The sequence below is a fragment of the Flavobacterium sp. genome (assembly GCF_044341265.1).
In the GTDB taxonomy this organism is placed as follows: Bacteria; Bacteroidota; Bacteroidia; order Flavobacteriales; family Flavobacteriaceae; genus Flavobacterium.
This window is the reverse complement of the sequence record NZ_JBIISA010000001.1, coordinates 184,140-199,193: the sequence shown is the minus strand read 5'-3', so window position 1 is coordinate 199,193 and position 15,054 is coordinate 184,140. Positions and strand designations below refer to the sequence as shown.

9 protein-coding genes are annotated in these 15,054 nt (G+C 32.6%); all 9 read right to left on the bottom strand.

Annotation, left to right across the window (positions count from 1 at the left end; all coding sequences use genetic code 11):
• Positions 1-74: 74 nt before the first annotated feature.
• Positions 75-416 carry a VanZ family protein gene (locus tag ACIQ06_RS00865; RefSeq protein ID WP_396143046.1) on the bottom strand — a complete coding sequence of 114 codons (342 nt, stop codon included), beginning with the start codon at positions 414-416 and terminating at the stop codon, positions 75-77.
• Between the two features lie 13 nt (positions 417-429).
• Positions 430-810, bottom strand: a complete 381-nt coding sequence (gene gcvH / locus ACIQ06_RS00860; RefSeq protein ID WP_396143044.1) for a glycine cleavage system protein GcvH — start codon at positions 808-810, stop codon at positions 430-432.
• 78 nt (positions 811-888) lie between these two features.
• Complete coding sequence (sprA, locus tag ACIQ06_RS00855) at positions 889-8,106, bottom strand: cell surface protein SprA (protein WP_396143042.1); 7,218 nt, start codon at positions 8,104-8,106, stop codon at positions 889-891.
• A 3-nt stretch (positions 8,107-8,109) separates the two neighbouring features.
• Positions 8,110-8,691: a Holliday junction branch migration protein RuvA gene (gene ruvA, locus ACIQ06_RS00850; protein WP_396143040.1), complete on the bottom strand. Its 582-nt coding sequence runs from the start codon at positions 8,689-8,691 to the stop codon at positions 8,110-8,112.
• 66 nt (positions 8,692-8,757) lie between these two features.
• Positions 8,758-11,055 (bottom strand): NADP-dependent malic enzyme, encoded by a 2,298-nt coding sequence (locus tag ACIQ06_RS00845; protein WP_396143038.1) that lies wholly within the window; start codon positions 11,053-11,055, stop codon positions 8,758-8,760.
• Positions 11,056-11,214: 159 nt separating this feature from the next.
• Positions 11,215-12,141: a carbohydrate kinase family protein gene (locus tag ACIQ06_RS00840; protein WP_396143036.1), complete on the bottom strand. Its 927-nt coding sequence runs from the start codon at positions 12,139-12,141 to the stop codon at positions 11,215-11,217.
• On the bottom strand, positions 12,142-13,317 hold the full coding sequence (locus ACIQ06_RS00835) for a glycoside hydrolase 100 family protein (protein WP_396143034.1): 1,176 nt from the start codon (positions 13,315-13,317) through the stop codon (positions 12,142-12,144).
• A gap of 1 nt (position 13,318) precedes the next feature.
• A complete protein-coding gene (locus tag ACIQ06_RS00830; protein WP_298307885.1) occupies positions 13,319-14,629 on the bottom strand; it encodes an MFS transporter in 1,311 nt (436 codons plus the stop codon).
• Positions 14,630-14,632: 3 nt separating this feature from the next.
• Positions 14,633-14,962, bottom strand: a complete 330-nt coding sequence (locus tag ACIQ06_RS00825) for a glutaredoxin family protein (protein WP_298307882.1) — start codon at positions 14,960-14,962, stop codon at positions 14,633-14,635.
• Between the last annotated feature and the right edge of the window lie 92 nt (positions 14,963-15,054).

Sequence of the window (15,054 nt, the reverse complement as noted above, 5' to 3'; positions counted from 1 at the left end):
ATGATGCTTAGTATTCTAAATAAACTTATTTAAAAGAGTTTATTTAAATTGTTGCAATAAAACAACAAAACCACTCAATGAGTGGTTTTGTTATTAAATATCTTAGTAATTATTAGCAATCCTACTATTGCTCCTGTTGTATTGGCTATAACATCAAGAATATCTGCGCTTCTTGTTGTGGTGAATAGTTTTTGGCAAATTTCCATTACTATTCCGTAGCCGATAGCAGCAAACAGAATCTTATAATTGTATTTACTTTGTTTGAAAAACAACGCCCACAAAACTACAAACATCATATAGAATGTAAAATGCGCGAGTTTGTCTTTATATGGAACTTTTATATCGCTACTAACATCTTCAAACGTTGCCAAACTCAAATATGTAACAACAAGTGTCCAAAGAATAGCTAGTAGCAAAAATATTTTTTTATTATGCACCTATCAAACTTGCGTAAGCTTCGCTATCTAATAATTCGTCCCATTGAGAAACATCAGACACTTTTACTTTCACCATCCATCCTGCTCCGTAAGGATCAGAATTTACAGTTTCTGGATTGCGTTCAAGGTCTTCGTTGAATTCGATAATTTCACCAGACATTGGTAAAAATAAATCAGAAACTGTTTTTACAGCTTCAACAGTACCAAAAACCTCATCTCTTTCAAGTGTTTGGTCTAGTGTCTCAACTTCAACATAAACGATATCACCAAGTTCGCTTTGAGCGAAATGTGTAATTCCGATAGTTGCTACATCACCATCCATAGAAATCCATTCGTGGTCTTTAGTGTATTTTAAATTAGTTGGTATGCTCATTTTGTTTGTAAGTTTAAATTCAGGTCAAATGTATTGTTTATTCTTAAATTTTTAAAATGATTTTTATCACTATTTCAATTAATTTCCAAAGTTATATCTTAAAGTGAATCCACCTCTAATATTTGTCAATGGGAATGATGTTGAAATTACTGCTTGAGAGAACGAATGATCGTAATAGAAAATTGCAGTTAGGTTTTTACTAAACGAATAATCGGCTGTTAATCTTGCAGACCAAATGTTTTGTCCTCCACCTAATTGATTGTTGTTGTAATCTAAATAACGTACAATAGTTTTATTATTTCTGTAAGAAAAATCTATTTTCAAATTGATATCACTTTTTATAACACCAGATGGATTATCGGCCAATTTAGTTGAAAAAATAACATCTTTAAAACGATAACCTGTTCCAATAACATATTCAATTCCCTTTACTTCTGTCAATAGATTATTATCAAAACTTAAAGATAAGGCTCTGTCTTTTTTCATTTCAGCAAGAAACTTGAACGAACTTTTAGTTTCTAAATCTAAACGAATTAAAGGATTAAATTGTTCTACTAAATTCACATTTCCAACAAGAGTTCTTTCATATAAATTTCCGTTTAGTGGATTTACACCTTCTTGGTAATCTAGATTAGATCGGAATGAATTTATTGTATAAGATGCTTTATAATTGTGTTGTAAAGAGAAACGTTTGAATTTATCTTTAAAGTATTTATAACGCATTAATCCATTATATTTTACATTCCAGTTAGGAATTGGGAAATTTCTCAAGATTCCTAAGGAAACATCTGAAGCTCCTGCACCTGTGTAGGCAGCTAAGAATGCTGGCAATAGAACCGATTGGCTATTTTTGCCAAAACCAGCAGGATACCCTTCAGCATCGACTGCATAAGGTGCGCCTCCGTAATAATTTGAGGCCAATCTGTTTGCTATTTTTAAACGATTTTCTCTAAAATCATCAAAAGCTTCTGAACCAAATTCGTCACTATTCTTAAATGCGGTTTTTATCAAAACGGTTGATATTGCAAAATTTCCTGTGCTATATGGCGATCTTGAATTGTAAGTTCCATCAGGAGAAACGTCGTACTGTTCTGAGAAATTATTAGCATACGTTCTGTTTCCACTCAAGTCGATTTTGAAATCTGGAAACAAATCAATATTAGCTGTATAATCTAGTGTTCTAGTTAGGATTTGAGTATAATTTAAATTGAATTCTGGAAAAGAAGTTAGCCAACCATTTTTAGCGGCTTCAAAACGAACATCATCTTGCGAACCAAAAGCAAATCCTAAAGAGGGTTTAGCTGTTCCAAAGAAACCAATACTTGGAAGGAATCCTGGCAAAGCAGTTCCTTGATTTTCTGTGTAGTTGATTTGAATGTTTTTCACACTTGTTAAAACACCAACTAAACCATCTACAAAAATGTTTCTATCTTTAGCTGGAGTAGCAGCTTGACTAGTTACTTTTTGACCAGGCTTTGGAGGACCAACTTGTGTTGTTTTGGTTTGTTTTTTGGTTTTATTCAATCCTAAATACTTATAAAAACTTTCCATATTGAATTGGGTATTCAATTTGTGAGAACCTGCATTTTGAATTGTGTTACCTAAACTGTACTCAATTCCGTTAGAAATAACAGATGAGAATGCCAATGAAGAACGTTGCCAACTAAAATTACCTGTATAAGTATAACTAGATTTCACAAAACTCAAGAATGGAATTTTGTTTAATGGCAATTCGTAGTTTACTGTTAACTGTTGGTTGTGTTGGTTGGGCGAGCCAATATTCCAATAATCTGTCCAAATTGTGTAGGAGTTATCTGGATTATTGTTTTCGTCCATGTAATTTCTAACTATATTATTGGAAGTAGCATTAAAATTAAGTTTCAATGATTTAGTTAAGTTATAATTAAATCCATATTGATAATTAAACAAGAAATTTCTTTGGTATAAAGCTTCCAAACCAAGTCCTTCAACATCAACTAATCTAAATTGTTGTCTATTGAATTGACGTATAATATTAGAACTGAAAGATATATTTGCTGGTAAATAATTGAAATTAAAATCGCTTAATAATTTCCAATAGCTACTTTTCTTGAACGTTTTCACTTTTTTGAAAGGTTCAATTGGTTTAGATTGGAATGCAAATGTATAATCAGCAGTAGTGTTTACTTGTTGATCTGTGAAATTTTCTAATTCAAAATTGTGTCTATCAACTTGATTGTACGAATAAGAAAGTGTCAAGTTTTCTGGGTCGTAGAAATGTGGTTTTTGTTTTTCACCACGTTCTTTCTTAACTCCAATAAAGTTGATACTTTTTCTCTTTGTATAATCAATTGCTCTATTTCTAATATTTCGTTTCTCTGCTTCATCAGCCGTTACATCAATTAATTGTTGCAATTCGATATCTTGATTGAAAGGATCGTATTTTGGTGTAATAAACTCTTCACCAACAGCATAATTGAATGGAAGATTTATTCCCCATTTTTTAGGTAAAAGTTTACCCAAACTCATGTTGGTAACAACGTTATATTGTAAGATATCTTCACGACTTCTTTCGTTTGGTCCTTGCTCTAAAGTTCCAAAACCTATGGTACTTAATCTACCAGTAGCAGAAACGTTCGCAAAATCAGCAAGATTACCATCTAAACTCGCAACTGCTGCCATACCACCTTTGTTGTCCATTTCGGCAAGACGAAGTTCATTAAACCATACTTCACCTTTAATACGTCTAGGATTTAAAGGATGTTGCGGTGTATTTAAATCATCTGTTTGGTTTTTTACCCCAACCATTAATGTTCTTACTAATCCGAAATTAGGATTTCCTCTAATACCAATTTTTAATTTGTTTACTTTTCCTGAAGCTGATGGGTTCATATCGGGATCATCTTCATTTCTATAAAAAATTTCACCTGGTGTGTAGACATAATTTAAGGCTAAAATTTTTAGCTTAGTTAATAATTCTGTAGAAATATCAATTCTATTGGATTCTGGCCAAACACCTTCTGGAGAATTATCTCCAAACTGCGTTCTCTTTAACGGAATTTCAACTTGATAAAAGTTTTCTGTAAAGTCATTACCAAAACGAATGAAAGCAACCATTTCATCATCTTCTAAAGAAGTAACATCATCGGCTGGTGCTTCAGCGTGAACAAACATTTTCAGTTTTTTAAACTGACGCATATCTACACTTACATTTTTGAACACTGCTCTAGAATCTCCTGGTTCTAAACCATCGCCATCTACTCTCAATGCTAACGATTGCTCGTTTTGTGGGATTAAAGTATTATTAAAAAATAACTCTTCTAATTGAACACCTGGAGGTGTTACATAATTAATAGGTAATCTATCTCCATTTTCTTGAATATTTATAGCTTGAGAATCAAAATCGGTACCATCATCTGATGTATCTGTATCTGTTGGATCTAAGGTGTTTTCAAATCTTCTCCATTCCCCACGAACTAAATCTAAAGCTCCAAAACGTAACGTAATTTGACTTTCAAAACCTGTCATAAAAAGTCTCATAAATCTTATAGAGCGAAAATCTGAAATGCTTCCAACTGTATTTTCAGGTTGAGAAACTGGCACTTTAAACTGAATCCATCTTGCTTGAGTAGTTTCTCCATTTGATAATGTTACTGTAGTTTCTCTTACATCGGTAACATATCTAGTATTACCTACTGCCATTCCGGGTCTTACATCAATACCATATTCATAATAGGCATTGATAGTATTCATAGTATTGTCTCTATTAATATCTTCAACATCTGGAACCGTTGTAGAACCACGATTAGTATCTGTAACATCAATTGGTGAATTTCCTTCTGTTCCATTATAATTTTTATAACGATCAAAAATATTTCCAGTAGTATTTAAGAAATAAGTAAAATTATCAACTGCTGGATCAGCAAAAGAAGAAAACGCTGGAAATTTAGCTGCCTCCTGAGCATCATTCAATCCATTAAATCCAACATCTTGAGCCGTTCTATTTCCAGGATCAGAATCGAAAGCATAGATTAATGATTGTGAAGCCGGAACATCTCCCCAAAGCGGTTGCGGATTAACCACTATTTGATTATTACCAACACCATTTTCATAGAATTTCCTTCCGTCTTTAAGAACATCTTCCGATATTTCACCAAGATTTATATAAACTTTACCAACATTTGTTGAAGGTGTTTCTATTGGTCTTCCTGGACCCGTAAAATAAGGATCTAGCATCCAAAATTGCACGTATTCAACGTTAGATTGTTCAAAATTGGTTGAATTTAAAGCACGAACTATTCCACCAAAATTATCTTCTGGATTTGGTATTGTGTTATCTGGTGCAGTCGCTGTATTGAAATTGTATGGACCACGCTCATTTGGAAAATACGTTAAATCTAAAGTATTTACAACTTGAGTTTGTCCTTGAGCGATTACTGTATTTGGAAATAACTCTTGACTGAAAATTCTTCTTGTTGAATTAAGTGATAAATCATCTTCAGAAATTCCTGATGGTCTTTGTGTATAAAAAACTGGATCAATAGAATACCACGCTAATTTTGCTCTTTTAAATCCATAATCTAATCCATTTGAAGTTCCACCAAAGTCAGGATAACTTGGTAATACTCCTGTTGTTGGTTTTTCTGGTGTAGAAGACAAGTACCACGAAAAAGGTGATTTCAAATCGATGGTTGTTTGTGAACCTTCAAAATCGTCAACATAAATAGTTGCTTCACCTTCAAAACGATCTGCTTTTGGAGAATTTGGTTGCAAGTAAGCTACTTCACCTCTAAAAGAAACCACAGAAGGAACATCCGTATCTATATTTGGAAGTTTATTTACCAATCTAGTCAAGAAAGGTACTTCTGTTGAATAAGCCGTATTTATTCCGTAAATAGAATTGTTTACCGATTCTTGTCCGTAATTAGATTTTTGAGTAAACGGTCTTTCTGTCATTTTTAAGAACGTTGCTCCTAAAATGAATTTTTCAGAAAATTTGTGCTCTACATTTACACCAAAGAAACGTCTTGTTTGTTGACCAAAAACAGAGTTGTTCTCTACAGAAACTTCAATTGGAGTATTCGAAGCCGATAATGCCGGATCAAGAATTTGAACTCTACCTGCTTGATAATTTACAGTATAATCTACACCTTCAACAAGAACTCTTCCTCCAGCGGTAACTACTACAGAACCTTTTGGCACATTGAAAGCACCAATTGGAATTCCATCTCCACCAGAAGATTTGAATTTACCTCTAAGTTGGAATTTATTTTTTTCACTGTCTTGTAAAGCTGCTGCCTGTGTACTTTTATATAAGGTTCTAAAAACGTATTTCGCTTGATTGGCGTTGTAAACTAAAGTTGGGTTACCATTGTAATCTTCACCCGCTCCACTTCTTAACTTTTCAAATAAGTACTTACCGAAAGGTTCTACAGAAGTAAAAATCAATCTACCATTTTGTTGATCAACAGTTAATCCTGGAATAAAATCGAAGAATCCGTCACCTCCGTTTTGTGGGTCATTGTTATAGTTCAATTGGTCAATCCCAAAAACTTTTAACAAAGGTGTTTGTTCAACTCCAGCAGGAAGTGGCGTAGTAGAATTAGCCTGTGTAATATAATTTAATGGCGATGGATCAGTATATAAGATATTGAATTTAAAATCTTCTTTTTGTAATTGATAACCACCTGGAATTTGATAGATGTTTTTCATCATCAATCCCCAAATTGGTTTTTCAACAGTGGTTAAACTACTTTTAAGCATTTTCAATATTAATGCTTGTGATGATGGTACTCCACTAGGGTCTACTTGAGTTGCTTCTACTCCATCATTACCAAACTCACCTACTTGATATACTTGGTCTCCTATAGTATATTGATAAGCTACAGCAAGAACTTCGTCATTAGCCAAACGCTGTTGTAAAGAAATGTATCCCAATTGTGGATGAAATGTATATTCGTTTTGACTAAGCTTTCTAGCATTCTCTAGTTTTGCATAATCTATTCCTTCACTTACAGCAACCGAGTTGTTAAAACCAGAATTAGAAGTTACAATTTCTCTAATGTTCGTATTTAAGAAACCTCCACCTAAAGCAATTAAAGCGGGATCATATTTATTGTTTGAGTTTTTAGAGGGAGTATCAGTTGGAGCTAAGAAAAAAGTGTTTCCAGGATTATCTAATGGATTAATAGCAACTATTTCTGTTGGTGGAATTGGATTTAAAGTTCCAGACTCATTCAAAGATGTTTCACCTAAATCCTGTAAAGCAATAATATTTCTTAGATTATTGTTGTTAGTTGTAACTCTATTTTGTCTGTTGGTAATCCAAACTTCAATACGCGTAATTTGAACTCGACTATCAATTTGAGGATAATTTCTTAAAGAATAATCATATTTATTTTTGAAGTATTGCGATAGGAAAAAGTGTCTATCGGCATCATATTCTTGAGCAAAAAGTTCAAAATTTTGAATGGTTCCACCACCTTGAGACGTAACCGTTTTTGTTTGTGATTTTTGTTCAGAGAATACTCCGGTAACTGTAGTCTTTCCGAATTGTAATTGTGCTTTTACCCCAAATAAGCTTTGTGCTCCTCTTATCAATGAACTGTTTAGAGGCATGTTTACGTTACCTACTTCAATTTTTTGAATAATATCGTCTTCTGTTGGAGCGTATTCTAATTTGATAAGATTTTGAAATGCAAAAGTAGATTGGGTATCATAATTGGCATTTACATTTAATCTTGTGCCCACTTTTCCCATCAAACTCATACTAATTCTTTGGTCAAAATCGAAAGTTGTTGTAGCTCTATTTCTTGGAGAAAAGGATGGATTATCTTGTTTTGTGTGTCTAAAACCTAAATCTACTTCGACAGAACCTGTTGGTTTTACATCTATAGTATTTCCTCCAAAAATGGTTTCAAAGAAACTTGAATTCACATAATATCTTGGTAATAAATTCTTTTTATCTTCTTCGGTACCTTTACCATCAACTGCTTTTGATTTGTTCTTGAAGTACTCATGCATTGACTCTTTTAACACCAATTTTTCATATTCTTTTGGAGTAAGAATGATGGGATAATTGATATTAAAACCTTCAAAAGTTTTTGTAAGAACATACATATTAGTTATTGGGTCATAAGTATATGCCTCAACCACACTTTTAGGATTTGCCAGATTAATAGCTCCTGTATTATATCCTTTTATTGAATCGTTAACTTCATCGTCTTGAGCAAAAGAAAGTTGCCCAGTTAACAGCAAACTTAGAAAGCACGCTGTTTTAAAAATAAATGAAGTATATTTTTGGTAATATGTTTTCAACAATTATAAATTTTTTAATGCTTGTTTAATAATAACTTCAACGGTAGCATCGGGATTTTGACTTATCACTTTATCTACTATTTTTTCGGAAGCTTTTCTAACAAAACCTAAAACCTCCAAAGCAGATAACGCTTCATCTCGATTTGTATTGCTTTGTGACATAGAAACTTCGTCTAAATCGTAAATTTTTAACACTTTATCCTTCAAATCAAGGATTGCACGTTGTGCTGTTTTACCTCCAATCCCTTTAATGGACTGAATAGTCGCAACATCTCCGCTGGCTAATGCTTGAATAATTTGTTTTGGTTCTAATGAGGAAAGCATTGTTCTTGCAATTCCTGCTCCAATACCAGAAACTGAAAGTAACATTTTAAATATTTCACGCTCCGATTTTTCTACAAATCCATACAATGAATGGGAATCTTCCTTTACCATCAAATGCGTAAATAATTTTACAAAATCGGCATTTGGTAATAATGAATAAGTATGCAGTGAAATATTAATATGATAACCTACACCATTGCAGTCGATTACAACTTCTGTTGGTGTTTTTTCAACTAATTTACCTTGAATATGTGCTATCATAGTTTTTATTATGCTTTCCAAATATAACAAAAAAGTTTAATTGGCATAACTAATGCCGATTTTCTGCTATTTTTTTACGTCAAAATTCTTAATTCGTTTATTTTTCTCTTGTGCATCAACAACTGCAACTGCTGCCATATTAACCATTTCCTCAACACTTGCTCCCAATTGGAATATATGAACTGGCTTATCCATTCCCATTACAATTGGTCCAATAGAATCAACTTTGTATAATTCTTTAAGAAGTTTATACGTAATATTTGCTGCTTCCAAATTAGGAAAAATCAAAGTATTTACTTTTTTTCCGGCTAATTTAGAAAATGGGAATTTCTTTTGAAGCATTTCAGGATTTAATGCAAAATCAGTTTGAATTTCACCATCTACAATTAAATCTGGGTAATAGTGATGTAAATAAGCTACTGCTTCTCTAACTTTATTAGCACTTTCATAGTTTGACGAACCAAAATTTGAGAACGAAACCATAGCAATTACAGGTTCAATACCAAACATTCTAACGGTTTTTGCAGTCATTAAAGCAATTTTAGCTAAATCATCAGCAGATGGATTTGGGTTAATTGCAGTATCTGACAAGAACATAGGTCCACGATTAGTCATCATCATATTGGTAGAAGCAATTAGGGATATTCCAGGTGCTTTTCCAATTAATTGCATTAATGGTTTTACAACGGAAGGATAACTTCTTGAATATCCTGAGACCATAGCATCGGCATCACCTTGGTTTACCATCATTGCAGCAAAATAATTGCGTTCACGCATCCACTTTTGAGCATCGAGCTGTGATATTCCTTTTCTTCTTCTTTCTTTCCAAAAGATTTCGGCGTATTCTAATCTTCTTTTATCCTCTTCTTTTGTTTTAGGATCTAAAATTGGCACATCGGCATCAAAACCAATTTCCTCTTTCAGTTCTAAAATATCTTCTTTTCTTCCCAATAAAATTGGATGTCCGATACCTTCTTCATAAACAATTTGGGCTGCTTTTAAAACATCCAGTTGGTCAGCTTCTGCAAAAACAATTCTCTTTGGATCTGTTTTAGCTCTGTTGGTAAGCAATCTAACCATTTTATTATCAGAACCCATTCGTTCTAACAATTCACTTTCGTATTTTTCCCAATCGGTAATTGGATTTAAAGCTACACCACTATCCATTGCGGCTTTTGCTACAGCTGGAGCCACCATAGTAATCAACCTTGGGTCAAATGGTTTTGGAATTATATAATCTCTACCAAAATTTAATCTAGTTTCACCATAAGCAATATTCACTTGCTCAGGAACCATTTCTTTTGCTAATGCTGCTAAAGCTCTAACTGCTGCCATTTTCATAGCTTCGTTAATCTTAGTTGCTCTAACGTCTAGCGCGCCTCTAAAAATATAAGGAAAACCTAAAACATTATTAACCTGATTAGGATGGTCTGAACGACCAGTTGCCATAATTATATCTTTTCTAGTATCTATTGCAAGGTTGTAATCAATTTCGGGAGTTGGATTTGCCATCGCAAAAACAATAGGATCTTTTGCCATTCCCAATAGCATTTCTGGAGTTAGAATATTTCCTGCTGAAAGTCCTAGAAAAACATCGGCATTTTGAAGCGCTTCTTTTAAATCAATTCCTTTTTCTCCTCTGCAATATCTTCTTTGTAGGTCGGACAAATCATCACGGTCATCAGATAAAACTCCGTGACTGTCAAACATTATGATATTTTCTAATTTTACTCCAAGAAGGACATACAAATTAGCACAAGCTAATGCAGCTGAACCAGCTCCAGAAACAACTAATTTAACCTTTTCGATATCTTTTTCTGCTAATTCTAATGCGTTTAATAATGCTGCAGAAGATATAATTGCGGTTCCGTGTTGATCATCATGCATAACAGGAATATTTAATTCCTCAACCAAACGTCTTTCTATTTCGAAAGATTCTGGTGCTTTGATATCTTCTAGATTAATTCCGCCAAAAGTTGGAGCAATATTTTTTACAGTAGCAATAAATTCTTCTATATTTTTAGTATCCACTTCAATATCAAACACGTCAATATCTGCGAAGATTTTAAACAATAATGCTTTTCCTTCCATTACAGGTTTAGACGCTTCTGGCCCGATGTCTCCCAATCCTAAAACAGCAGTTCCGTTGGAAATAACAGCGACTAAATTCCCTTTCGAAGTATATTTATAAACGTTATTAACGTCTTTAGCAATCTCTAAACATGGTTCTGCAACACCAGGAGAATAAGCTAAAGATAAATCTCTTTGTGTCGCATATTTTTTTGTTGGAACAACCTTAATTTTACCTGGAGTAGGTTTGGCGTGATATAAAAGTGCTTCTCTACGTTTATTGTCTTTGTGCATTTTCTTTTCTTTTTATTCTGACCTACAAAGGTAAAAGTCTGAATGGAAAATGGAAACAATTATAGCTTTTCTTTTAAATAAATTTCAAATTATTATAAATAGAAAAAGCTGTGATTTAAAACCACAGCTTTACATTAAACAAAACTCAAACTAACTTTATTATTCTATTATGCTTTTTATATTAATATTGTCTGGCAATCGTCCAACATTTTGGAGCTTTATGGTTGCTAATTTTTGTGCAATTGTTATACTCTCATTAAGGTTTTTACCTTCAATTTGAGCATATAAAAAACCGGTCCAAAAAGCATCTCCAGCACCTGTTGTATCCTTTATTTCATCTATATGAATAGCTTCTTGAAAAAACAAACCTTGATTTAAATCAGAGACAACTACTCCATTTTTCCCTTTAGTTAAACAGATGGTTGTAGCTCCTAGATTATGAAAATATTCGAATATATAGTCCTCAGTTTTTACTTCTGAAAATAATCGGTAACAATCATCCTCACTTAATTTTACCAATGGATCATTTGCTAGATATTCCTTTAAAACCTGTTTTGCCTCTTCTCTATTTGGCCAAATTCTCTCAGAAAAATTAATATCAATACTTAATTTTAATCCTAACTCTTTAGCTTTTTTTGCTCTATTTAAAATTGTTTGTCTAGCAGGATTTTTACTTAAAGCAAAGCAAGTTGTGTGAAAAATTTTAGCATCTGCAATGATCTCATCTGGCAGTTGAGTTTCAAAAATTTCGCAATCAGCTTGTCTGTAGGGAATAAAATCTGGTGTTTCGGTTGATTTTGAAACAAAAATTACAGATGTTGGAGCCGATTCTGACTTTCTAATTTGCGATGTGTTTACATTATTAGATTTTAACTTTCTAACAACATAATCTCCTAAACCATCTTGTCCGCATGATGCAACTAATACTGCATTCAATCCTAAACGAGAGGCATTAACTGCAACGTTTGTAGGAGAACCTCCTAAAAAACGATGATAATCTTTGGTTCTATTGATTGAAGTGTTCACCTCATGACCAATAAAATCGATTAAAACTTCGCCTATACTTATGATATCTATAGATTTCAATTAAAAAAATATTTTAAAATTATTATATAATGATTGATGAACTAGAATACTAGCTGCTGCGCTCCAAGCACAAAAGGCGACACCATTTGGCTCTTGAGTTGTGGTATTGAAATTTTCATAAAACGAAAACTCGCTTTTTGCATTTGCATGGTTTATTCTTTCTAAAATAATTTCTGCCTCAGCATTTTTATCTTTTGAATGTAATGCTAATCCAAAAAAGCCATTGACCATTGGCCAACTTCCGCCGTTGTGAAATTCATATGGATAATTTCTAAATTCATATTTGCAATTGTTCTTTAATAAATTCCAATGTTCATCATTTGGAAAAACTGGAGGCCAAAAAGCTGGAATCAAACCTAAATTAGTTTCTGACGCTAACGAATTTGAAAAATCAATAATCTTTTTTTGAAATTCTGCTGAACCAATATTTAGCAATAAAATTAATGAATTTGCAAAAGCATCAAATTGTGTTTTATATCCAGAAGGAGAAAAAGAACACGGCATGAAATCTTGAAAATTCATCTCATCATAAGCTCTTTGATGGTATTTTTCTCCTGTTGATTTTGGTATAAAGTTTATTTCTACTTGCTCAATAATTTTGTCTATTTTATTTGAAATTATCTCTTCTTTTTGAAAATAATTGTAACTTTTTAAAGCCCAAATTCGGAGTAATTGATCGTACAGTACATATCCATCGGTAATGTATTCATCAGCCCAATTACCTGATAAAGGCACATATATAAGATGCTTATTGTTAAATTCCCATGCTTCTAATAATGACAAACATTTTTCGATATGAGATTTATATTTTATAACAAACTCGGCATTATCTGTTTGCTTAGCATATTGACATACTCCAATTACAAACCAAGTAACGGCATCTACTCTTCCAGCTAATCCACCATAACTTACTTCTTTAAAACTACCATCAATTAATACATTTGAGGGAATCGTTCCGTTACTATGTTGATTGTTTGCTAATGTTTCTAATGTTTTTTTAAATGTTTCAATTAGCATTTCATCACCAGATGCCAAAGCTGCTAAACCACAAATAACACCATCACGAGCCCAAACTCTCTGATAATTAGTTGTTTTTTCAGCACTTGCTAAGAAACCACTTGGAGTAGCGACTTTATGCAATAACTCAATGGCTTTATTGTATGCTATATTTTTCAAATTAAGTATTTTGATTACTGTTTTTTACTTTAATAAAAAGAGTACAAATGGCACTAATTACTAATAAAATTCCTGCAAAAGTTATAGCTTGTCTTGGATCATTATTTAAAAAATTCTTTAAAACATAACCAAAAGTCAACGTTTGAATAAACATTGGAATTACAATCATCATATTTATAATTCCCATATAAACACCATATCGCTCCTTTGGAATATTGGCAACAACCATCAAATAAGGAATTCCCATCATACTTGCCCAACCAATTCCGAAACCAGTTATTGCTGGAAATAATAAATATTTATTTTCAATATGTGGAAACAATAAAAATCCGATAGCCGCAAGAATCAAACAGGTGAAATGGACATATTTTGCAGAATATTTTTTCGCAAAACCAACTAACAAAAATGCTACTAAAAAAGTAACAATATTGTACCAACCATTTACTAATCCTGTCCAACTTACAGCTTCGCCATATAATTTCATATCCTTTTCTGGAGAAGTATTCCAAACTGATAGCGCAATACTTTTAGATGAGTTTTGCCAATAACAGAACAAGGCATACCATTGAAATAAATAAACTAAAGCTAATTGCCACATCACTTTTGGCATATCCTTTACGGCTGAAAAAATGTCAATAAATGGTGTTAAAAGATTGATTTTTTCAGCTTTGATTTTTTGTAATTCTTCCTCAGTTGGAGGGATTTCTTTAGTTGTATGTGAACTCCACCAAACGGATGCAATAGAACAAACTGCTCCTAAAAAGAATGAAGCAAATACCCAAGTAGGCAATTTTCCAGTTGTGCCAATAAAAATTAATGGAAAAATAAATAAAGACACATTAGCTAATGTTTGTCCAAAACCAGTAAAAAAACTTTGCGCTTGAAAACCCATTGGTTGTTGTGATTCGTCGAGTTTATCAGCAATAAAAGCTCGATATGGTTCCATTGCAGTGTTGTTTCCTGCATCTAAAATCCATAATAAACCTGCGGCCATCCATAAAGAACTACTAAATGGGAATAAAAATAAAGCAATACTACAAACCAATGCACCAATAAAAAAGTATGGTTTTCTTCTTCCACCAAATTTTGGCAACCAGGTTTTATCACTCAAAGCGCCAATAATAGGTTGAATCAGTAAACCTGTAAGTGGTCCTGCAAGATTAAGTAAAGGCAATTCATCTGGACTTGCACCAAGAAAATCGTATATAGGATTTACGGCACTTTGTTGCAAACCAAAACTGTATTGGATTCCGAAAAATCCAACATTCATGTTTATAATTTGCCAAAAGCTTAATGAAGGTTTGTTAGACATCTTTTAATTTAGTTTTTTTAAAAACTCTTCGAAAACACCATTATTTGTAAAAATTACACCTTGCTTATCAATTACTGGTATTCCTAAATTGGAAGTACTAATTCCAGCATTTTTTAATTTGGCGAGCATTTCTTTTAGTGCAACAGCATTTTTGTCAATATCAAAAAAAACGAATTCAATATTGTTTTTTTTTAGGTAAGCTTTTGTATCAATACAATGATGACAATCATCACTTCCGTATACGATAATCGCTTTTTTTGATGTTTCTTGTGCGTGCAATTGTGAGGGAATAAAAGCCGTAAAAAAGAAAAGTAAAAGTAGTATTTTTTTCATTTTTAATGTTTTTAAATAGTTTAGTGTTTTAAAAATAATTCCCATATCAGCTTCTGACTGATATAGGAATTATCAAAATTAAACATGAACTT

Excerpts from the sequence above, each read along its gene's own strand:
- gcvH (WP_396143044.1), bottom strand. The coding sequence starts at position 810 with ATGAGCATACCAACTAATTTAAAATACACTAAAGACCACGAATGGATT.
- ruvA (WP_396143040.1), bottom strand. The coding sequence starts at position 8,691 with ATGATAGCACATATTCAAGGTAAATTAGTTGAAAAAACACCAACAGAA.
- ACIQ06_RS00825 (WP_298307882.1), bottom strand. The coding sequence starts at position 14,962 with ATGAAAAAAATACTACTTTTACTTTTCTTTTTTACGGCTTTTATTCCC.
- ACIQ06_RS00830 (WP_298307885.1), bottom strand. The coding sequence starts at position 14,629 with ATGTCTAACAAACCTTCATTAAGCTTTTGGCAAATTATAAACATGAAT.
- ACIQ06_RS00845 (WP_396143038.1), bottom strand. The coding sequence starts at position 11,055 with ATGCACAAAGACAATAAACGTAGAGAAGCACTTTTATATCACGCCAAA.